Consider the following 23153-nt stretch of genomic DNA (forward strand, 5'->3'; position numbering starts at 1 on the left):
ATTCGGCTTTTTTGTGGGTGAAGCATCAGTGCTTTGAGTGACTTCATTTTCCCATTGTAGAGCTTATTATGCTGACGCTTTGGCTAAGGCGTTACGTCGTTGACGTTGCAATATCATGTCGCCAACAAAGATAACTAACGCGCCCCAAATAAATCCAAAGGTAATGCCTTTTTCGATATCAAACGGTTCATTAAACAGTTTTACCGCCAAGATGAACATGATACTTGGGCCAATATATTGGAAAAAACCTAAAATCGAAAATGGAATTCTGACAGCGGAACCAGCAAAACACAGTAACGGAATCGTTGTGACAATACCCGCAGCGACTAGGAGTAAATTGAGGTCGAGAGTGTTGGTTAGCATGCTCGTTGTCGAACTGTCTAAGGTGATGAATAGATAACCCAGAGCGATAGGTAACAAGATTGCAGTTTCGACTAATAAACCTGATTTTGCGTCAATATTAACTTTTTTGCGCAGTAAACCATAAAACCCAAAGCTGGCTGCCAAGGCTAATGATAAAAGCGGAATAGAGCCAAAAGAGATCAACTGCACTAGTACCCCTATACTGGCCAACGCCACTGCAACCCATTGCAATTTTCGCAAGCGCTCACCCAGAAATACCATTCCTAATAAGACGTTAAACAACGGGTTGATAAAATAGCCTAGGCTAGCATCGAGCATGTGGTCGTTGTTGACTGCCCAAATAAAAATCAGCCAATTAGCGGCAATTAATATAGAGGTGATCAGCAATATTAGTAATTGCTTGGGCTGTTTTAAAATTAAACGTAAACGGCTAAATCCACCAATAAATTGCATCAAAATAACCATGAATATAAATGACCAAATGACACGGTGCATTAATATTTCGGTGGCAGGGACATGATGTAATAACTTGAAATAAAGCGGGGCAATACCCCAGATGGTGTAGGCGCAAATGGCGAGAAGCACCCCTTTACGATATTCTAAATCAGGCATAGTCAGTCAACAGTGGGGAGAACTAAAAGAGAGGGCGATTGTAGGTCGCCCCCTAGAATGACACAAGTGCTTAAGCGATTTCTTTTATCGCTAGAGTGTCAGTTATATATTGCGATAATGACCGTTTAGCCCACCATATATGTGCCAGTTCCAAATGCGATGTGAACACCTTGTTCATTGTGTAATTCCATCCGGCAAACGGATACACGATTACCAGAGCGAATAACCGTGCCAGTGCCAGTGAAGATTTCACCCCGACCGGGACGTAAAAAGTCGACCCGCATATCAATAGTGCCTAAGGTGGTTAAGCGTTGTTGTAATTCTTCAAGAGTCCAATCTTCTCTACTGGCAACTAGCCCAGCAAATACCGTCAGTCCGCCGACAACATCAAGTAATGTCGCAGTGACACCACCATGAAGAATATTTTGATGAATATTGCCGATAAGTTCGGGTTTCATTTTTATCACCACTTCAACCCCATTGATGTCGTAGTGTTTGATATCTAAACCGAGTAAATTATGAAATGGAACATGTTGATCAAAAATATCAGCAACTTGCTGTAAAGCTTGAGTTTGAATAGATGTGGTCATGAGCAATCCTTGTCGTTTTATTCTTATTATCGTTGTTATTTATAGGGGAGACTTACTGCCATAGAGTATTTAATCTAACCCTAAAGTGGCGTCGACTCAATCATCTATCTTGGATGAAAACAACGCAAAGGTGTTTTGGTTCAAGACATCTGTGGCTCAGTGCTTTAAAATGAGTGCCCTTTGAATGATGATGTTGTTAATGGATACTCCGATTTCGACCAATATTGCGTCCTCAGATGTGTTGACGACAGAGCAAGATGTACTTGCAGCGAGCTTGCAGCAAGTTTTTGGTTATCGTGCCTTTCGTGAAGGGCAGCGAGAAGTCATTGAGCAAAGTTTACAGGGCCAAGATACCTTAGTGATTATGCCTACCGGTGGCGGCAAAAGTATGTGCTATCAATTGCCTGCTATTGTGTTGCCTGGTGTGACCGTGGTGGTGTCGCCATTAATTTCGTTAATGAAAGACCAAGTCGACAGTTTACTGCAAAGTGGTGTGTCAGCTGCTTATCTCAATTCATCTTTACCGCGTGAGCAAAGTGCTGAGGTGTTACGTAAATTACATGCTGGTGAGATTAAATTGTTGTATGTCTCTCCAGAGCGACTTTTGCGTCCTGATTTTATTGAGCGTCTGCAATCGGTTGATGTTTCAATGTTTGCAGTTGATGAAGCCCATTGTATTAGCCAATGGGGCCATGATTTTAGACCTGAATATGCGGCATTAGGGCAGTTAAAAGAATATTTTCCTTACTTACCTTTAATGGCCTTAACTGCAACCGCAGATCATGCCACGCGTTTGAGTATTTGCGAGCGCTTAGGGGTAACCCCTTATACCTTGTTGTCGAGTTTTGACCGTCCAAATATCCGTTATACCGTGGCTGAAAAGCTTAATGCGGCTAATCAATTACGTCAGTTTCTAACTATTCAAAATGGCACTAGTGGGATTGTGTATTGCAGCAGTCGTCGTCGAGTTGATGAGGTGGCCGAGCGTTTACGCTTACAAGGATTTAATGCTCAAGCATACCATGCCGGTTTGAGCCAGGAAGAGCGTGGTAACGTTCAAGATAAATTTCTAAAAGATCAAATCGATATTGTGGTGGCTACGGTGGCCTTTGGCATGGGGATTAATAAATCTAACGTACGCTTTGTGGTGCATTACGATATTCCTAAAAGCATTGAAGCTTATTACCAAGAAACAGGCCGTGCAGGCCGCGATGGTTTAGATGCAGAAGCTTATATGTTATTTGATCCTGCCGATATAGGCCGGGTTAGGCATTTGATTGAGCAATCTGAACCTGGGCCTCAACAACAAGTCGAATTTCATAAATTGCATACCATGGCAGCATTTGCTGAAGCGCAAACGTGTCGTCGCCAAGTGTTGTTAAACTACTTTGATGAAGTGGCATCAAAACCTTGTGGTAACTGTGATATCTGTCTTGATCCACCCAAGCGATATGATGGTACTGAAGATGCGCAAAAAGTACTGTCTTGTATTTATCGTTTACAGCAACGTTTTGGTATCCACCATGTAATTGAAGTATTGCGCGGTTCAAAAGCGGCCAACATAGTGGATAGAGGCCATGATAAGTTATCGACATGGGGCATTGGTAAAGATAAATCAACTGAGTTTTGGCTCAGTGTTATCCGCCAATTAATTCATTTAGGTTTGATGAGTCAGGATATTACCCGCGGCTCTGCAATTAAGCTTAACCCTGCCGCAAGACCAATCCTTAAAGCTGAGTTATCGCTAATGTTAGCGGAACCTCGGATTCAATTGATTGATGTAAAGCGCAAACCCAATGGACGTGCACCGCAACAGTATGATCGTAAGTTGTTTGCTCGATTAAAATTACTGCGTCGCGAACTAGCTGAGAAAAATGACATTCCACCCTATTTAGTCTTTAACGACGCAACACTCGCAGAGATGTGTGCGATGCTGCCCACAAGCCCTGGCGAGATGCTCGCGGTAAATGGTGTTGGGCAGATTAAGCTTGACCGATTTGGTGGCGAATTTTTAGATGAAATTTCTGATTATTTGACCAAAGGTTAGTGATTTAGTTTTCATCATTAGAACTGTTTTTCTCTTGAGATTTTATTTTATTTAATTGATTTAATACTGCTTTTTTAACGAGTACTTCAAAAGTATCAAGTTGTTGTAAACTCGCCATACCAATATTTACTTTGAGCTCGGATTTCCATTCACCAAGTACTTGCTCTATTTGGGTTATGACTCTTGCCGCCCCCACTGACGATGCGTGTGGCAAGATAATAATGAGTTCATTAGTATTATGCCGAAACAATTGGTCTTGCTCTCTAAGTGTATTTTTGAGCCGCGGAATAATAAAGGGTATATCCTCAATATTGTTATTACTGATATTAATCAGTAGCATACTTAATTGATAGTGCCCTTGTTTGGCATTATCTAACATATTGTCTATACGGTGCTGCTGGCTTTCTTCTTGAGCATTCACATTATTGAGTCGCTGTGGTTTACGGGCCAAAAATAGGACTAATCCAACAGACAGTAACAAAATCATCAAGGCGGTAATGGTTAAATTTTGATTGATGTTGCTGACAGGTTTCTCTGGTGGTGTACTGGCTTCACTTTGTGCTGTTATTCTGGCTTTATACTGCATAAAGTGGGCATTGTTTAACTTGGCCGCAGCTTGTTTAGCGGCACCAAAACGCTGCACCTGAAATTGATAAGCCGATTCAAATTGATTTTGTTCAGCGTAATATTGACTGATTATCTGGTTAAACTCCTCTAAATCCGAAAATTGCTCAAGTTCAGTGGCTTGCTCAATAATTTCATTTAGCAGTGACAAGGCTTGGTTGTCTTTATGTTGTGCAAAATACACTTTGGCTAATGTACGCTTGATGCGCATGACGTAAATAGGCTCTTGGTATTTAGTGAATAGTTCTATGCTTGATAATGCGAGTTTTTCGGCGATGGTGTAATCACCAACATACAAATGAATTATCGCAAGCAAAGCATATTGGTTTGCCAAATCTCTTTCAGAGTCTATATTTGCACTGACACTTTCTGCTTTATTTAAAAAATATAGTACTTTGGCTTTATCATTTAGCGCTATGTTTATAAGCGCTAAATTGAGAGTTACTGTAGATTTTATTTTTCCAAAAAAAGAAATATCTTTATAAGCTGCTTCGGAAAAATGCAGTGCCTCTACATAATCACCCATAGAGAAAAATACATTAGATATTTCTGATTGTATAAATGAAAGCGGCAACAAGTACCAATGCTGAAATTGGTTTTGTGCTTCATCATAAATATCTAAGGCAAAACGCAAGTCTTCAATGGCCGAATTATAATTTTCTAGGCTAGTATTTTGTCTACTTCTGGCATAAAGGCTGTTTACAATCGCTTGTTTTTCAGAATAACGCTTGGCTAATCGTAACGCTTCTTCGGTGAGTTGTTGTTCTTGTAGCGTGTTGCCAAGGCTTTGGTGTGCATCGGCTTGGCACTGTATAAAGTAAGGGCGAGCGGTATCGTATTTAAACTGTCTGGCCTTCATTTCCCCTTGTTTTGCCAAGGTGATTGCCTGATTAAACTCACCAAATTCCAGCAAATTAAAGCAATGAAGTAGTGTTAAGCGCAGAGCATTTATATCGGTTAGTGGTTGTTTAGCGTGTTGTTGCTCGAGTGAATCAATGAGTATTTTGGCGTTTGCAGATCTTTGAGTATTAATATTGCTGATCACATCGAGTTGTTCTCGAGCGCTCAGTTGTTGAGTTTCGGCAATGATATCGGCTGAGAGTAATAAACGTTGCGATGGTTGAGCCAAAACTGCCGTAGTCGCTAAATATAGTGTGAGGCCAAAGATTAAAGCAAAAATGCGACTAAAGTTATATTCAATACTCTTTTTCGACAACATCATCGTCATATATCTACTTAACATGGGGTGATAGCAGTATACGATTATTTATATCCAGATACATAAAAATATAATCGATGCAGCAACTTAGATTGATGTTTATTTGCACTTTGAGAGGTAAGTTCATTAATTGAAAGCGAATCAATATTGGCTGATAATGTCGCTGGTTAACTGTAATGAAGCACTAGTACGCTATCATCTTTTTCACGTTGACCAAATTAGGGTTGACACAGAAGGCTGGTCGCGTTACATATTAGGCATAGACATATTTTGTACGTCAATCATTTAGCATAATTAGTTATTAAAAGTGAATACTAACGTCATGAATACACAATCAGCTTTACTCGGACTCCTTCTCCTCTCACGCACATCCTGCGCGGAGTCCTTTGTGTTACATGTAAAATAATTCATTAAACATACACAAACCCCGCGCTAATTGTCGCGGGGTTTTTTTTTAGCCCTTTTGAAATGAAGCCGTTGTGTACCTCGCAGCTAATTCAAATAAACATGATGGTCGATGGAGAAATTCGATGTCCAATAGAGTCATAATCTTTGATACTACCTTACGTGATGGTGAGCAAGCATTAGCAGCCAGTTTAACCGTTAAAGAAAAGCTACAAATTGCGTTGGCTCTAGAGCGTTTAGGTGTAGATGTAATGGAAGTGGGTTTTCCTGTTTCTTCTCCGGGCGATTTTAAATCGGTGCAGACCATTGCTAAAACCATTAAAAACAGCCGTGTGTGTGCGCTATCTCGTGCACTTGAAAAAGACATCGATGCTGCAGCCCAGGCTTTGTCGGTTGCCGATCAATTTCGAATTCATACCTTTATCTCTACTTCGACCATTCATGTTGAAAGTAAATTGAAGCGCTCTTTTGATGATGTATTAGAGATGGCCGTTAATGCGGTTAAATACGCCAGACGATTTACAGATGACGTTGAGTTTTCATGTGAAGATGCTGGTCGCACACCAATCGATAATTTATGTCGTATGGTTGAGGCGGCGATTAAAGCCGGTGCTCGTACCATTAATATTCCTGATACCGTAGGTTATACAGTGCCAAGCGAGTTTGGTGGCATTATCCAAACCTTATTTAATCGGGTTCCTAATATCGATCAAGCCGTTATCTCGGTTCATTGTCATGATGATTTAGGCTTGTCGGTGGCCAATTCAATTGCTGCAGTTGAAATGGGCGCCCGCCAAGTTGAATGTACTATTAATGGTATTGGTGAACGTGCCGGTAACTGTTCGTTAGAAGAAATCGCCATGATTCTTGCAACTCGCAAAGATTTGTTAGATTTAGACTGTGGTATTAATGCCAAAGAAATTCACCGCACCTCATCGCTAGTGAGTCAATTATGTAATATGCCGATCCAAGCCAATAAAGCGATTGTGGGAACCAATGCATTCTCTCATTCATCGGGCATTCATCAAGACGGTATGCTTAAAGCCAAAAATACTTACGAGATCATGACACCAGAAAGTATTGGCTTAAACCGTAATAATTTGAACATGACTTCACGCTCTGGTCGCCATGTGATTAAACATCGCATGGAAGAAATGGGTTACCAACAAACTGACTATGACATGGACAGTCTTTACGAGCAGTTTTTGACCTTAGCAGATAAAAAAGGCCAAGTGTTCGATTATGATTTAGAAGCATTGGTATTCATGGAGTCGCAAGCGCAAGATGACGATAAGTACCAGCTTCAGCACATGATGGTGCATTCTGATTCGACTGAAGGTGTCGCCACTGCCACGGTACGTATTGCGGTTGATGGCAACGATATTACTGAGGCTGCTACGGGCAATGGTCCTGTTGATGCAGCTTATAATGCCATTGCACGCGCAACAGAGCGTAAAATTAATATCACTAATTACAAGTTAAGCGCGAAAGGCGAAGGTCAAAATGCGCTTGGGCAAGTTGATATTACCGCAAAATATAATGAACAAATGTTCCACGGCGTTGGCTTAGCCACAGACGTCGTCGAAGCATCAGCTCAAGCGTTAGTACATGTGATGAACTTAGTGTACCGCGCAGATAAAGTGGCTGACTTTAAACAACAGATCCATAAAGAAAGGGAGTTAGGCGGCGTATGAGTTATCAAATAGCAGTTTTGTCGGGTGATGGTATTGGTCCTGAAGTGATGGCTGAAGCGCGTAAAGTGCTCAGTGCTGTTGAGACACGTTTTGGGCTGGATATTCAATACACCGAATTTGATGTCGGCGGTATTGCCATTGATAACCATGGCTGTCCTTTACCTGACGCGACTTTAAAAGGCTGCGAAGCCGCGGATGCGATTTTATTCGGCAGTGTCGGTGGCCCTAAGTGGGAAAATTTGCCACCAAACGATCAACCTGAACGCGGCGCATTATTGCCATTGCGCGGACACTTTGAGCTATTTTGTAATTTACGCCCAGCCAAATTACATGACGGCTTAGAGCATATGTCACCGCTTCGTAGTGATATATCAGCCCGTGGTTTTGACGTGTTGTGTGTCCGTGAATTAACTGGTGGTATTTACTTTGGTAAGCCGAAAGGGCGCCAAGGTGAAGGAGATGATGAAGAAGCCTTTGATACCATGCGTTATAGCCGTCGCGAAATTAGTCGTATTGCTCGTATTGCTTTTGAAGCCGCGCGTGGACGTAAAAATAAGGTGACTTCGGTAGACAAGGCCAACGTATTAGCCTGTTCAGTATTATGGCGCCAAGTGGTAGAGGAAGTTGCTAAAGACTTTCCGGATGTCACTTTAGAACACATCTATATTGATAACGCGACTATGCAGCTATTACGTCGTCCTGATGAGTTTGATGTGATGTTATGTTCTAACTTGTTTGGTGATATTTTATCAGACGAAATTGCCATGTTAACTGGCTCTATGGGGTTATTGTCTTCGGCAAGCATGAATAGCTCTGGTTTTGGCTTATTTGAACCTGCCGGTGGCAGTGCGCCAGATATTGCTGGCCAAGGTATTGCTAATCCGGTAGCACAAATTTTATCTGCTGCATTAATGTTACGTCACAGCCTAAAGCAAGAAGAGGCGGCAAGCGCTATTGAACGTGCAGTGACAAAAGCATTGGCAAGTGGTTATCTAACCGGTGAATTATTGGCTGCAGACAAACGCAGCGAAGCTAAGTCGACAGCGCAAATGGGTGACTTTATCACCCAGGCAATAAAGGAAGGTGTGTAATGGCCCAAGTGACAGGTAAAACCTTATATGAAAAAGTGTGGGACTCACATATTGTTGCCAGCCCAGAAGGTGAAGCGCCAGTTGTGTATGTTGATCGTCATTTAGTCCATGAAGTCACATCACCACAAGCATTTAGCGGTTTAAAAGTGGCTGGGCGTAAACTCCGCGCGCCACAAAAAACCTTTGCCACAATGGACCACAATACCTCAACGCGCAGCGCCAGTTTAGATGCGTTAAGCCCAATGGCGCGTACTCAAGTTGAAACACTGGCACAGAATTGTAAAGAGTTTGGCGTGCGCTTGTATGACATTCATCATCCTAATCAAGGCATTGTTCATGTAATGGGGCCAGAGCTGGGGATTACCTTACCCGGTACTGTGATTGTGTGTGGTGATTCTCACACCGCGACCCATGGCGCATTTGGCGCGTTAGCATTTGGTATTGGCACATCAGAAGTTGAGCATGTGTTAGCAACCCAGACACTACGTCAGTTAAAAGCCAAGAATATGAAAGTTGAAGTGCGTGGCAAAGTAACCGATGGCGTGACGGCTAAAGATATCGTGTTAGCTATTATCGGTAAGCTTGGCATGGATGGTGGTACAGGTTTCGTGGTTGAGTTTTGTGGTGAAGCCATTGAAGCATTAACCATGGAAGGCCGCATGACCTTATGTAATATGGCCATTGAAATGGGCGCTAAAGCTGGCATGGTTGCGCCTGATGAAACCACATTTAACTATCTTAAAGGTCGTGAATTTGCGCCTAAAGATGCAATGTGGGAACAAGCTGTTGCAGCATGGTCTGAGCTTAAATCTGACGCAGATGCTGTGTTTGATGTCGAAGTGGTATTAGATGCCAACGATATTGCGCCGCAGTTAACCTGGGGCACTAACCCTGGTCAAGTCGTTGCGATTGATGGTGTAGTACCTAATCCAGAAACTGAAACCAACAGCACCAATCGCACCAGTATGATTAAAGCATTAGAGTATATCGGCCTGACGCCTGGCACTAAGATGACTGACATTAGCATTAATAAAGTGTTTATTGGTTCTTGTACTAACTCGCGTATTGAAGATTTACGATCCGCTGCTGTGCACGCTAAAAACCGTAAAGTTGCAGAGGGTGTTGTGGCGATTGTGGTACCTGGTTCTGGCCAAGTGAAGTTACAGGCAGAGGCAGAAGGTTTAGATAAAATCTTTATTGAAGCTGGTTTTGAATGGCGTTTACCAGGTTGCTCGATGTGTTTAGCGATGAATGATGACCGTTTAGAAGCTGGCGATCGTTGTGCATCAACCAGTAACCGTAACTTTGAAGGCCGCCAAGGCCGTGGTAGTCGTACTCATTTGGTGAGCCCTGCTATGGCAGCCGCTGCAGCAGTAGCTGGTCACTTTGTTGATATTCGCAAACCTTACTAAACCGAGAGAGGAGATAAACATGCAAGCATTTACTGCCCATACCGGTTTAGCGGTAGCCATTGATAGCGCTAATGTCGATACCGATCAGATTATTCCTAAGCAATTTTTGTCTAAAGTCACCCGTGACGGTTTTGGTGTGCACTTATTTCATGATTGGCGTTACTTGGATGATGCTGGCGATAAACCCAATCCTGACTTTGTACTTAATCAGCCACGTTTTAAAGGCGCTTCTATTTTATTAGCACAAGAAAACTTTGGTTGTGGATCGTCGCGCGAGCATGCGCCATGGGCACTAGCTGATTTTGGCTTTAGAGTGATCATCGCGCCGACGTTTGCCGATATTTTTTACGGTAATTCGATTAATAACGGTCTGTTACCCGTTAAATTAACATCGGCACAAGTACAACAATTAATGGATGAAGTGGCAGCCAATGAGGGAGCAAAAATTACCGTTGATTTACAAGCTCTCACAGTTACGTCACCTTCAGGAAGCGTGTTTGATTTCACTATAGTGGAGTCTGCTCGACATAAGTTATTGAATGGTCTTGATGCGATTGGTTTGACGTTGTCATTTGAACAACAAATCAGTGATTATGAAACTCACATACCTGCCTGGTTCGCATAATCGGCTATTTCGGAATGTTTGAGAGTACCGTTTAAATAGCATGAACTATAAATTAAAAACCTCTTGATGATGTCATCAAGAGGTTTTTTTGTTTTTAATTGTAAACGTTTTTATGTCACTATTTTGTAATATAAGTACTGGGTGGACTTATTTTAGATGAATATCGTTAATTATTTAAGCTCACTAGTGTGCTATGTAAAGCTATTTAACCTAATGTTTTTAAATGATAAAAAATAACTTTTCCTTATGTGATGTTAAATCGGTTTACAGCTATACCGCTTTTAGTTTCTTTTTTATAGCAGAAAATTAAAAGTTTGATCATGATCACAATTTTAAATTCAATCACTCACTTCTTGTTCCGTCTCTTTACGCAGTTGCAAAGCTTTTTTGGATCAGTACACTGGCGGCTTCATTTAAATCGAGTTTTTGCTCTATAAAAGTCGATTTATGCAGTTTGAAACTAAGACACAGAGAATCATAATGAAAAAAACAGTGTTAACACTGGCGATTAGCGCCATTGTATTTGGGGCAACAACTCAAGTGAACGCGGCAGGTTTTCAACTTGCAGAATATTCAGCGACAGGTTTAGGCCGTGCATTTGCTGGTGAAGCGGCTATTGCAGACAATGCGTCAACTCAAGCGCGTAATCCAGCCATGCTAGCTTATCTAGAAGGCCGCCAAGTATCAGCGGGTGGCATTTATGTTATGCCAAATGTTGATGTGGTTGGTGATGTCGGCATTTCTTCACCGTTATTAGGCTCAGAGCCATTAGTGATTGGTGCTGACGCATATGATGTTGCTGATAATGCATTTGTGCCAAACTTTTATTATTCAAACCAGTTGAATGATCAATGGACTTGGGGTCTAGCGGTTAATTCAAATTATGGTTTAGCAACAGATATTCCGGTAGCGGATGCAGCGGCTATTTTTGGCAGTAAAACCTCAATTACCACTGTCGAGTTTAATCCCAATGTTGCTTTCCGTGTTGATGACTCATTCACTGTAGGTGCTGGCTTACGTGTTGTGTACGGTGAAGGTGAAGTTAGTGCAACCGCTCCAGGTTGGATTGATGCGATTAAAGCTAATCCTAATTTACCTGCAAGCATCAATGCACGCTTACCTTCAGGTGGTACAAATTTAAAGTCAATGGAAGGTGATGATGTTGGTTATGGGTGGAAAGCGGGCGCGAGCTGGCAAATTAACTCAGCTAACCGTATCGGTTTGGCTTATCACAGTAGTGTCGATCTTAAATTAGACGGTCATGTGTCTGGTGTGGCTTATAACGGTGGTCAAAATATTGAAATCGAAGGCTACTTACCTATTGAGTTACCTGCATTTGCAGAACTTGCTTCTTATCACCAGTTAACCGAAAACTGGGCAATGCATGCCAGTGTTAATTGGACCGAATGGAGTGTGTTTGAGCAACTAGTGGCGTATTTCCCTGGTGATGTTAAGCCAGTAGGTGGCTTAGAGTCAGACGTAGTAAAAGAAGAGAACTTTAAAGATAACTGGCGTTATGCGCTTGGTACCACCTATACCCTTAATGACCAGTGGACATTACGTGCAGGTATGGCATTAGATACAACTGCGGTTGATGATCAGCATCGCACCACGACCATTCCAGATTCTGACCGTTTATGGTTCAGTGTGGGTACCGGTTATCAAGTCTCTAAAAATTTGAATGTTGATGTGGGTGTGACTTACATTCGCACTTATGGTGACGCACCCATTACAGAGACTCAGGGCCTACAGGATCTTGCAGCGATTAGCTTCACTGGTGAAGCCACCGGTGATGTATGGTTAACAGGTGTGCAGTTAAGCTATAAGATGTAATAAGCTCTGCTAGTGTTGATATTTAAGGCCTCGCAGTTGCGAGGCCTTTTTATTTCTGATCTACAGTAAAATGATGAGGTTTTCTGTGAACGGGTGACAATTACTTGCATTAATTTTATATGTCGATGTACGATGTCACATTGGCTTATTAAGCAGATAAATCATATAAAAATAATAATGACAAAATGATATAGGAAATCATATGGTTGCAAAAAAATACATTGTCGCGTTAGATCAAGGCACTACAAGTTCTCGTGCCATTGTGTTTGATCATCAAGCGAATATTGTCGCCGTGGCACATCGTGAATTTACTCAACATTATCCGCAAGCGGGGTGGGTAGAGCATGATCCGATGGAGATATGGTCTTCACAAAGTTCAGTTTTGGTTGAAGTGCTAACTCGCGCGGGCATTAGCCGTCATGATGTTGCCGCGATAGGGATTACTAATCAACGCGAAACCACGATTGTCTGGAACAAGCACACAGGTAAGCCGGTATGTAATGCAATTGTATGGCAATGTCGCCGCAGCCAGGCAATATGCCAACATCATAAAGCACAAGGTGCTGAAGATATGGTGCGCCAGAAAACTGGGCTGGTATTAGATCCATATTTTTCGGCGTCAAAAGTTGAGTGGATTTTAAACAACGTTGAAGGCGCTCGTGAACAAGCCGAAGCCGGTGATTTATTGTTTGGCACTGTTGACACCTGGTTGGTGTGGAAACTCACACAAGGTGAAGTCCATGTGACCGAACCGACTAATGCATCTCGGACCATGTTATTTAACATTCATGACCAGCAGTGGGACCAAGAGTTGCTTGATCTGTTTAACATCCCTCGGGCAATGTTACCTGACGTGAAACCGTCTTGCGCAATATACGGCTATACCGAATTGGCTGGCAATCATGTTCCTGTGGCGGGTATGGCTGGCGATCAACAATCGGCGTTATTTGGCCAATTGTGCATTGAGCCTGGGATGGCTAAAAATACTTATGGCACAGGGTGTTTTTTGTTAATGAACACGGGTGACAAAGCGGTAGAGTCTACCCATGGGTTATTAACGACCATTGCTATTGGCGCTGATACAAAGGTGAATTATGCCCTAGAAGGCTCGGTATTTATGGGCGGCGCGGTCATTCAGTGGTTGCGTGATGAGTTAGGTCTTATTGCCGATGCTTGTGACACCCAATATTTTGCCGACAAAGTAGACGACACTAATGGCGTTTACTTGGTGCCTGCATTTGTGGGTTTAGGTGCTCCTTATTGGGATGCCGATGCCCGAGGTGCCATTATTGGTTTAACCCGGGGAGCCAATCGGAATCATATTATTCGCGCAGCATTAGAAGCAATTGCATACCAGTCTCGTGATGTGCTTGATGCTATGAGCAAAGACTCTAATGTACCGCTAACACAAATTCGAGTGGATGGTGGTGCGGTAGCGAATGACTTTTTAATGCAATTTCAAGCCGACATTACTGGGGTAACGGTTATTCGTCCGCAAGTAACAGAAACCACTGCGATGGGAGCTGCATTCCTCGCTGGCTTGGCTGTTGGTGTATGGAAGTCGACCGATGAATTAAAAACCATGCTGTCTACCGAGCGGGAGTTTACCTCAACAATGGATATAGAGACTCGTGCAACCTTATATAAGGGCTGGCAGAAAGCTGTATCTCAAGTGAGCCCTAATGGTGACGTTGGGTAAACGAAGTAAATATTACACTTCAATATCAATAAGCTGACTAGCGGTTTCTCCCCGAGTGGAGAATCGCTTATCCGTTTTCATTCGCCTCATTCGACTACCTAGATTTTTTTTCTCATTAACCGTTCTAGGTTTGGCGCGTCTTTCTTGACGTGGCGCTTCCTGCCGTTGAATCGGCATTTTATGAGTAATGCTGGGGGGTAATTGTGACTGAGGTGCCTCGTGGCTGTCTGCACTTATCGCACTGGTATGTTTGACTTGTTCAACAATCCTCTTACGCTCACTCACTGCCTGTACAGGTCTAGCTAGCATGGCATAAATGCTGTCGATACTCATGTTGCTCTCCTGTGATGGTGAAATGAAGTTGGATGTTTATCATCATAACTGTTTATCGGCTTAATTTGATTAAAATTTAATCTTATTTAGATTTTGGATCGTTTAATTACCTCTTTCATACTCTTGGTTGACTGGCTCCCTGTTGGTATGGGTGTTATCAATTATGCTCATTTCATTATTTTTATCAGTTATTCAATGATGTACCAAGGGCAATAGAATAACGTTAACGTCGCGATGTTTTCCCATTTACGACCTCTAAAGGCATATTTCCGCGTCAATAGCTTATCTATTGCCTATTAATGCAACGAAGTTAACAGGACACAGCGTTGAGCAGATCGATATCGCTGTAGCGTAATTCCTTAAGTGATAACACTGCTTTTAACTGTTTATTGTTGAGTCATCATCACAGTACATCCCATTAAGGCATTAAGAATAATTAACTGTGATTGCGAGATGAATTGATAAAATGCTTGCCCTCAACATGCAGGGTTAATGTTATACATCGTGATGTTCTGCAATCGATTTTTGGTCGTTAATACTTAGGCATTGATGCTTAGTAATCGATGTTTAGCAGTTGATGTTTAGCAGTAATCTAATGATCAAAAGTTGTTTTAGCAGTGTTATTTAGCAGTGTTATTTAGATAGGCAATTTACCTGAGCAATACGATACAGAAGGTGAATAGAGAGGTGTTTTCGCCTCAATAATACTGATATTGAAGATGCTCGACAGGCATAAGCATAAAATAAAGAGCTTTTTTAAACGTAGAAAATCGACTCAGTCGACTATTTGTTGATTTTTAATGTGCTTAAAATTGAGCTGTTGAGCAATATTACGAGGTAAAGATGGAGCATTCGAACGATTAAATAACATTAATTAAAAAGATCGCGAGTCTATTTTAGCCGATAAAGTGACCGTTATGTCTCTGGTTTAACTCATTTACCCTGATTTTTAGCTGTTTTCCTATGACAGCTCTGTCATTCATCCCGCTTGATATTAATTTGCTGCTAACCCGCTTGGGGTCTGGATTTAATATATCTGTCCATTGCTTGACAACACTTGCATAGAGTCCCTAAACTTAGCATTTGTGGGAAGAAGTGGATCATTGTGGATCAAATGACAACATTAAGGGCTAAATAACGTGTTTCGTGGTGCCAGTGCAATCAACATGGATGCTAAAGGGCGGATCGCTATTCCAGCGAGATACCGTGATGCGTTACGTGTGGAGCATGCCGGTACTGTGATTATGACCGTTGATATTGACGCTGCTTGTTTGTTGATTTATCCGTTACATGAATGGGAGCAGATTGAAGCAAAGCTAAGATTGCTTTCTGATACCGATCCACTTGAGCGTTCCTTTAAACGAAAATTACTAGGTCACGCACAAGATTGTGAACTAGACAGCCACGGACGTATTGTGATTCCGCCGGCATTGCGAAGTTTCGCCAGTTTAGAAAAGAAAACCATGCTGGTGGGCTTACTGAATAAATTTGAATTATGGGAAGAGAGTGCTTGGCAGCAACAAATGGATGATGGCAATGCGCTCATTCAAAGCCAAGATTTAGCCAGCAATGAACGTCTGGCACACTTTTCACTGTAATGACCAAAAAGGTTAGAAGAACCCAATGAGCCAAGAGTTTGCCCATTTATCAGTATTATTGAATGAGACCGTTGATGGTCTCAATATCCAAAGTGATGGCATCTACATTGATGGCACGTTTGGCCGAGGTGGGCATTCGCGTCATGTATTAAGCCATTTAGGCGAAAATGGTCGTTTAATTGCAATTGATCGTGATCCGCAAGCCATTGAAGCTGCAAAACAGTTTGCAGATGATCCACGTTTTCAAATCGTACACGGTGGCTTTGGCCAATTAGCCGAGTATGTAGAGGAGCTTGGATTAACCGGTAAGATCAACGGCGTATTGCTTGATCTTGGCGTGTCATCACCACAGCTAGACGATGCAGAGCGTGGCTTTAGTTTTTTACGTGATGGTCCACTCGATATGCGCATGGACAATAGCCAAGGGCAAACTGCGGCGCAGTGGATAGCGCGTGCTGAAATTGAAGACATGGCATGGGTATTTAAAACCTACGGTGAAGAAAAAAATTCGCGTCACATTGCACGTTGTATCGCTGCCGATCGCGAAAAAACACCTTTTTTGCGTACCAAAGATTTAGCCGATTTAATCGCGCGCATCACTAAAAACAAAGAGCGTAATAAGCATCCTGCAACACGGGTGTTCCAGGCTATTCGTATTTATATTAACAGTGAATTAGAACAAATCGATCAAGCACTTGAAGGCGCATTAGCGGTATTAGCACCTCAAGGACGTCTATCGGTGATCAGTTTTCATTCGTTAGAAGACCGTATGGTTAAGCGTTTCATTCGCCGCCATAGCCAAGCTGAAAGCGTGCCATATGGATTGCCTATCATGGAAGCAGAGCTTAATAAATCGCGCAAATTAAAGGCGGTTAGTAAGGCACTAAAGCCTTCTGATGCAGAATTAGAGCAAAATCCACGTGCGCGTAGCTCAGTATTACGAGTTGCCGAACGTCTGGATTATTAACCACTGAGGGTAATGTGAGCCAATCACCATTAAATTTGCCTCGGATTGTGTTACATGACATTTGGCACCACAAGTGGGTATTGCTGTTGAGTATTTTGGTTGTGATGAATGGCGTAGCCGTCGTTTATACCAGCCATGTAACACGTAAGTTGATTACTCAATGGGATCAACTTCTACAAGAGCAAGATCGCTTAGATATTGAATGGCGAAACCTATTATTAGAAGAACAATCGCAATCAGAGCACAGTCGTGTGACTCGGATGGCAACCAAAGAATTAAATATGTCTCGGCCGCTTCCTAAGGAGGAAGTTATCATTCGAGTCCAGTGAGCATAGGGAATATGGCTAGACAAGCAAAGCAAAAATTAGGTCACGAACTTATTCCATGGCGTTTATACGTTGTGGTGGGGTTCGTTTTGTTATTATTTTGCAGTCTAGTTGCACGTGCGGCCTATATTCAAATTATTGAGCCAGATAAACTGCGTCACGAAAGTGATATGCGCACATTACGCACAACCAGCAATCAAGTTCAGCGAGGCTTAATCACCGATCGCAATGGCGATATGCTCGCGGTTAGTGTTCCTGTGCGGGCTGTGTGGGCTGATCCTAAACATGCTCATGATCAAGATGCATTTAAAGACATGCGACGTTGGCAAGCCCTTGCTGATGTTCTGCAGGAACCTGTCGATGTATTGGTAAGAAAAGTCAAAAACAATCCTAAAAAGCGCTTTGTATATCTTAAACGTCAAGTGACCTCTGCTGTTGCTGACTATATTGAGCAGCTTAAAATTGGTGGTATTTACCTTAAATCAGAATCCCGTCGTTACTATCCTGCTGGTGAAACGGCTGCACAGTTAATTGGTATCACTAATATCGATGATGTGGGCATTGAAGGCATCGAAAATACTTATAATACTTGGTTAACAGGAACACCCTCTAAGCAAAAAGTACGTAAAGCCCGCGATGGCAGTGTGGTTGAACGTTTAGATATCGTGCAAGAAGGCGAAAGCTCTAACGATTTAGTGCTCAGTATCGATCAACGTATTCAGCAGTTGGCATATCGTGAATTGAAACGTGCGACAGAAGTATACCAAGCGACTTCAGGGTCTGTGGTGGTCATCGATGTGACCACTGGCGAAGTGCTAGCGATGGTAAATACGCCTTCATATAATCCCAATGCCCGAGATAATTTACAGCCTCACCGTATGCGTAATCGTGCCTTAACTGACACATTCGAACCCGGGTCTACTATTAAACCTTTTGTTGTTGCAGCGGCTCTAGATTCTGGCACAGTGAAAGTAAATGAATTGATCTCGACATCACCAGGGTGGATGCGGATTGGTGGACGTCAAGTTCGCGATTCGAATAACTATGGTGACATGACGTTAGCCAAAATTTTGGTTAAATCGAGTAACGTGGGCATTAGTAAGCTGTCCTTGTCTATGCCTGTTGAACAATTACTCGGTACATACCAATCCATGGGATTAGGTAATTATTCGGGGATTAATTTAACCGGTGAAAGTGCCGGATTAATTCATAATCGCCATCGTTGGTCTGACTTTGAACGCGCCACCCTGTCTTTTGGTTATGGCTTTACCGCGACACCATTACAAATTGCACGTATGTACGCCACGCTAGGCAGTGGTGGAATACTTTATCCAGTATCGATTTTAAAACTGAGACAGCCACCTAAAGGCGAGCAAGTTATTTCAAATAAAGTCGCCTATGACGTAATGGAAATGCTCGTTGGGGTGACTGAAACGGGAGGCACAGGAACCAAAGCACATATTGATGGTTACCCCGTTGCAGGTAAATCAGGTACAAGCCGTAAAGCCGTTGCTGGGGGGTATGGCGATGATTATGTCGCTTTATTTGCTGGTGTAGCTCCGGTTCATAAACCACGCTTGGCTATTTCAGTTGTGATTAATGAACCCAAAGGCGACAAATATTACGGTGGCGATGTTGCCGGCCCTGCTTTTGCTAAAATTATGTCAGGTGCTTTGCAAATGCTTAATGTAGAACCAATTTCAGAGCAGGAGGCTGTTCATTTGGCCACTGCGCGAGGAGCGCAGAATAATGTTATTAAATGATTTATTAGCGCCGTGGTTCCATTACTCTGGCCGCGAATCCATTAATGGGTTAACACTAGACAGCCGTGACGTAGAACGTGGCGGTTTATTTGTGGCGTTACCTGGTCATAAAGTCGATGGTCGAGTATTCATTCCTCAAGCGATTAACGCTGGAGCAACAGCGATACTGATCCATACCGATAATCCAGATGAACATGGCATCGTCGATCGTCTTCAATATACTGTGCCATTAGTGTTTTTTTGCCAACTAGGCCGCCAATTGTCGGCCGTTGCTGCGCAGTTTTACTTATCCAATAACCAATCGTTATCTTTGATTGGAATCACCGGTACCAATGGCAAAACTTCTGTAAGCCAAATTATCGCTCAAATTGTCCATTTACTTGGCCATCAAGCCGCTGTGATGGGCACATTAGGTAATGGTTTGTGGGGCCAACTTGTGGATAGCGGCAATACGACTGCTGATGCCATAACGATTATGCGCCAGCTTAGTGAGTTTGCTGCTAAAGGCGCTGAACTGTGTGCTATGGAAGTGTCTAGCCATGGTTTAGTACAAGGACGAGTAGAAGCGGCACCATTTGAGATAGCAGTGTTTACTAATTTAAGCCGTGATCATCTAGATTATCACGGTGATATGGATTCTTACGCTGCGGCTAAAAAACGCTTATTTCAATTTCCTAGTGTAAAACATGGTGTGATTAATATTGATGATGCCGTGGGCGAGAAATGGTTGACCCAACTTGCGAATGAAAAGAATAAGTCATTCAGCATTCAAGGTAATTCTGCTGCCGACTTTTACTGTGATGCCATTGAATATCATGATGCAGGTGTCACCGCGACATTGCATTTTGTCGAGATTAATAGTGGGCTTCCTGTAAGTGTGCAGCTTAACTCGCCGCTATTAGGTGCATTTAACTTGTCTAACCTAGTGGCAGCAATAACTGTGCTGTATTTACAGGGCAAGCCAATGGCATCTATTTTGGCGGTGCTGCCGTTGTTGGTTCCTGTTGCGGGTCGTATGGAGCGTTTTTCATCTACTAACAGCGCGACTTTGGTTGTTGACTATGCCCATACTCCAGATGCAATTGAGCAAGCGTTAAAAGCATTAAGATTGCACTGCAAAGGAACTCTGTGGTGTGTATTCGGCTGCGGTGGCGATCGTGACAAAGGCAAACGTCCTTTGATGGCACAAGCCGCTGAGCAATATGCAGATAAAGTGATGATCACAAGTGACAATGCCCGTAGTGAAGATCCACAAACCATTATTGACGATATTTTACAGGGTATTAGTCAGCCTCAAAACGTGCTTACTCAAGTAGACCGTATTGAAGCCATTACCCATGTTGTTGCATTGGCACACGTTGACGATATTGTACTGCTTGCTGGCAAGGGGCATGAAACCTATCAAGAAGTGGCAGGACAACGTATTGATTATGATGAACGCGCCTTAGCATTCAAGTTGTCTCAGGAGGCATCATGATTAGTGTCACTATGTCGGTATTAGCCCAGCATCTTAATGGCACCCTACACGGCCAAGACGGAGTGATTACGAGTGTCAGTACTGACAGTCGCAACATTCCAGCTCAATGTTTATTTATCGCGTTAAAAGGCGAGCGTTTTGATGGCCATGACTTTGTTGATACTGCGATTAAAAATGGTGCAGTAGCACTGTTGGTCGATCATCTATTAGTCGACCATCCTTTTGCCGCCGATATTGCGCAAATTGTAGTGGCCGATACCCAAAAGGCTATGGGCAAGATGGGAGCGTTTGTGCGCCAAACCGTGGCGCCTATTTGCGTCGCGTTAACGGGGTCAAACGGCAAAACCAGCGTTAAAGAAATGCTGGCCACTATTTTATCTCAACATCACCAAGTGTTATTTACCGCCGGCAATTTTAACAACGAAATTGGTGTGCCGTTAACTTTGCTACGGTTAAGTAAAGGTGATGAATATGGGGTATTTGAACTTGGCGCAAATCATCGTGGTGAGATCAATTACACCTCGTCGTTAGTGCTGCCTCAAGTCGCGTTAGTGAATAATGTCGGCAATGCTCATCTTGAAGGATTTGGTTCGCTGGAAGGTGTTGCTCAGGCTAAATCTGAAATTTTTAATCATCTTGCTCCAGATGGCACGGCGATTATTAATGCTGACGACAAGTTTGCAGACTTTATGCTGCAACAGTCGCAAGGGCACAAACACCTGTGTTTTAGCCGTGAAATGAATGTCGATGCCGATGTGATTGCAACAGACATAGTGGCAGATGCCAATGGTTGTTATCGGTTTACATTAACCTTTGATGGACAGCAAGAAGTGGTGCAATTGCCATTGGCGGGTCTGCATCAAGTGAGTAATGCTCTGGCTGCAGCATCTATGTGTATTGCTTTAGATATATCGCTTTACGACATCGCACAAGGCTTTGCTTTGCTTAAACCGGTAAAGGGTCGTATGCAGCCCCATGAGCTTGGTCGAGTGTTATTAATTGATGATAGCTATAACGCTAATCCAACGTCAGTAAGTGCGGCGATTAATTGGTTGCAACAACGTGATGGATATCGTTGTTTAGTACTGGGAGATTTAGGCGAATTAGGCGACAATGCTGCCCCTTTGCATGCCAGCATTGGATTACAGGTTAAAAATGCAGCCATAGAGTCGCTATTTTGTTGCGGCCAGTTGTCGGCAAATACCAGTGAAGCATTTGGCAGTGAACACTTTTGTGCTCAAGAGCCATTAATCGTGGCATTGCAAAAACAGTTAATAAGTACCAAAGGTAATATCACCGTTTTAGTTAAAGGTTCCCGCAGCGCCGCTATGGAGCGAGTTGTGGACAGTTTATTAGATGCCTTTGGGCGTGGGGAGTTAGTGTAGATGCTGGTTTATCTAGCCGAGTATTTAACCCAATTTTATAGCGGGTTTAACGTTTTTTCATATGTAACGTTCCGGGCTATTTTAGGCTTGTTAACTGCATTGGTGTTTAGTTTGTGGTGGGGGCCGATTTTAATTAAGCACCTGCAAACGCTGCAAATTGGTCAAGTCGTTCGTGATGACGGTCCAGAATCGCATTTCAGTAAGCGTGGAACACCGACAATGGGCGGAATTCTTATCCTTGCGGGCATTTTTATCAGTGTGCTGCTGTGGGGCGACTTATCTAATCGTTATGTATTAGTCACTTTATTTGTACTAGCCAGTTTTGGTGTCATTGGTTTTATTGATGATTACCGTAAAGTGGTTAAGAAAGATTCTAAAGGCCTAATTGCACGTTGGAAATACGCGCTGCAGTCAATTGCCGCTTTAGTGGTTGCAGTGTATTTGTATAGCTCATCAACCATGGTTGGCGAAACACAATTAGTTGTGCCGTTTTTTAAAGATATTATGCCGCAACTGGGCTTTATGTTTATTTTATTAGCTTACTTCACCATCGTGGGTGCCAGTAACGCAGTGAACTTAACCGACGGCTTAGATGGTTTGGCGATTATGCCAACCGTAATGGTTGCGGCTGCGTTTGCATTAATCGCTTACTTATCTGGTCATGCACAATTTGCCAGTTATTTGCACCTACCTCATTTACCGTTAGCCGGTGAATTGGTGATTGTGTGTACGGCTATGGTCGGTGCAGGTTTAGGTTTTTTATGGTTCAACACCTACCCAGCACAAGTGTTTATGGGCGATGTAGGCTCATTAGCGTTGGGTGCTGCATTAGGTGTGATTGCTATTTTGGTTCGCCAAGAGATTTTATTAGTGATCATGGGTGGCGTGTTTGTTATGGAAACGGTATCGGTGATATTGCAGGTGGGTTCGTATAAGTTACGTGGTCAACGAATTTTCCGTATGGCACCTATTCATCATCACTATGAGTTAAAAGGGTGGCCAGAGCCGCGTGTAATCGTGCGTTTTTGGATTATCTCGTTGTTTTTAGTGTTACTGGGTCTCGCGACTCTAAAATTACGCTAAGTAATTA

18 protein-coding genes are annotated in these 23153 nt (G+C 42.8%); 14 read left to right on the top strand and 4 right to left on the bottom strand.

Annotated elements, in window-relative coordinates:
* Window positions 1-66: 66 nt before the first annotated feature.
* Window positions 67-975, bottom strand: coding sequence for an EamA family transporter RarD (rarD, locus tag AAEY99_RS03715; RefSeq protein WP_101088519.1), 909 nt, complete (start codon window positions 973-975; stop codon window positions 67-69).
* Between the two features lie 125 nt (window positions 976-1100).
* Window positions 1101-1565: a thioesterase family protein gene (locus AAEY99_RS03720; RefSeq protein WP_162024097.1), complete on the bottom strand. Its 465-nt coding sequence runs from the start codon at window positions 1563-1565 to the stop codon at window positions 1101-1103.
* Between the two features lie 199 nt (window positions 1566-1764).
* On the opposite strand from AAEY99_RS03720, the gene recQ reads away from it, so the two are divergent.
* Complete coding sequence (recQ, locus tag AAEY99_RS03725; protein ID WP_192116157.1) at window positions 1765-3612, top strand: DNA helicase RecQ; 1848 nt, start codon at window positions 1765-1767, stop codon at window positions 3610-3612.
* Between the two features lie 4 nt (window positions 3613-3616).
* Here the strand turns inward: recQ and AAEY99_RS03730 are convergent, their stop codons facing one another.
* Window positions 3617-5464: a hypothetical protein gene (locus AAEY99_RS03730; protein ID WP_192116153.1), complete on the bottom strand. Its 1848-nt coding sequence runs from the start codon at window positions 5462-5464 to the stop codon at window positions 3617-3619.
* Window positions 5465-5985: 521 nt separating this feature from the next.
* Here AAEY99_RS03730 and leuA point away from each other — a divergent pair.
* The 6 genes from leuA (at window position 5986) to glpK (ending at window position 14214) form a co-directional block, all read left to right on the top strand.
* On the top strand, window positions 5986-7554 hold the full coding sequence (leuA, locus tag AAEY99_RS03735) for a 2-isopropylmalate synthase (protein WP_162024095.1): 1569 nt from the start codon (window positions 5986-5988) through the stop codon (window positions 7552-7554).
* Entirely contained in the window at window positions 7551-8645 is a 1095-nt protein-coding gene (gene leuB, locus AAEY99_RS03740) for a 3-isopropylmalate dehydrogenase (protein ID WP_162024094.1), read from the top strand. The genes leuA and leuB overlap by 4 nt, the downstream gene beginning before the upstream one ends.
* A complete protein-coding gene (gene leuC, locus AAEY99_RS03745; protein WP_101088514.1) occupies window positions 8645-10057 on the top strand; it encodes a 3-isopropylmalate dehydratase large subunit in 1413 nt (470 codons plus the stop codon). The genes leuB and leuC overlap by 1 nt, the downstream gene beginning before the upstream one ends.
* Window positions 10058-10076: 19 nt before the next feature.
* A complete protein-coding gene (leuD, locus tag AAEY99_RS03750; protein ID WP_351009231.1) occupies window positions 10077-10682 on the top strand; it encodes a 3-isopropylmalate dehydratase small subunit in 606 nt (201 codons plus the stop codon).
* Between the two features lie 480 nt (window positions 10683-11162).
* Window positions 11163-12515, top strand: coding sequence for an outer membrane protein transport protein (locus AAEY99_RS03755; protein ID WP_351009234.1), 1353 nt, complete (start codon window positions 11163-11165; stop codon window positions 12513-12515).
* 202 nt (window positions 12516-12717) lie between these two features.
* Complete coding sequence (glpK, locus tag AAEY99_RS03760) at window positions 12718-14214, top strand: glycerol kinase GlpK (RefSeq protein WP_101088511.1); 1497 nt, start codon at window positions 12718-12720, stop codon at window positions 14212-14214.
* 12 nt (window positions 14215-14226) lie between these two features.
* On the opposite strand, the gene AAEY99_RS03765 is transcribed toward glpK, so the two are convergent.
* Entirely contained in the window at window positions 14227-14547 is a 321-nt protein-coding gene (locus tag AAEY99_RS03765) for a hypothetical protein (protein WP_101088510.1), read from the bottom strand.
* 1139 nt (window positions 14548-15686) lie between these two features.
* Here AAEY99_RS03765 and mraZ point away from each other — a divergent pair.
* From mraZ to mraY, 7 genes are read left to right on the top strand one after another with little or no spacing between them, the layout of a single operon-like run.
* Window positions 15687-16145 (top strand): division/cell wall cluster transcriptional repressor MraZ, encoded by a 459-nt coding sequence (gene mraZ / locus AAEY99_RS03770; RefSeq protein ID WP_059746825.1) that lies wholly within the window; start codon window positions 15687-15689, stop codon window positions 16143-16145.
* 25 nt (window positions 16146-16170) lie between these two features.
* A complete protein-coding gene (rsmH, locus tag AAEY99_RS03775; protein WP_101088509.1) occupies window positions 16171-17112 on the top strand; it encodes a 16S rRNA (cytosine(1402)-N(4))-methyltransferase RsmH in 942 nt (313 codons plus the stop codon).
* 14 nt (window positions 17113-17126) lie between these two features.
* Window positions 17127-17441, top strand: coding sequence for a cell division protein FtsL (ftsL, locus tag AAEY99_RS03780; protein WP_101088508.1), 315 nt, complete (start codon window positions 17127-17129; stop codon window positions 17439-17441).
* Between the two features lie 11 nt (window positions 17442-17452).
* Complete coding sequence (locus AAEY99_RS03785; protein ID WP_101088507.1) at window positions 17453-19201, top strand: penicillin-binding transpeptidase domain-containing protein; 1749 nt, start codon at window positions 17453-17455, stop codon at window positions 19199-19201.
* Window positions 19185-20678 (top strand): UDP-N-acetylmuramoyl-L-alanyl-D-glutamate--2,6-diaminopimelate ligase, encoded by a 1494-nt coding sequence (murE, locus tag AAEY99_RS03790; RefSeq protein WP_351009257.1) that lies wholly within the window; start codon window positions 19185-19187, stop codon window positions 20676-20678. Before AAEY99_RS03785 ends, murE begins: the two co-directional genes overlap by 17 nt.
* Window positions 20675-22063, top strand: coding sequence for a UDP-N-acetylmuramoyl-tripeptide--D-alanyl-D-alanine ligase (locus AAEY99_RS03795; protein WP_351009237.1), 1389 nt, complete (start codon window positions 20675-20677; stop codon window positions 22061-22063). Before murE ends, AAEY99_RS03795 begins: the two co-directional genes overlap by 4 nt.
* Entirely contained in the window at window positions 22064-23146 is a 1083-nt protein-coding gene (gene mraY / locus AAEY99_RS03800) for a phospho-N-acetylmuramoyl-pentapeptide-transferase (RefSeq protein ID WP_011639217.1), read from the top strand.
* The last annotated feature ends 7 nt before the right edge of the window (window positions 23147-23153 follow it).

This window comes from Shewanella sp. S1-58-MNA-CIBAN-0166 (assembly GCF_040310085.1).
In the GTDB taxonomy this organism is placed as follows: domain Bacteria; phylum Pseudomonadota; class Gammaproteobacteria; order Enterobacterales; family Shewanellaceae; genus Shewanella.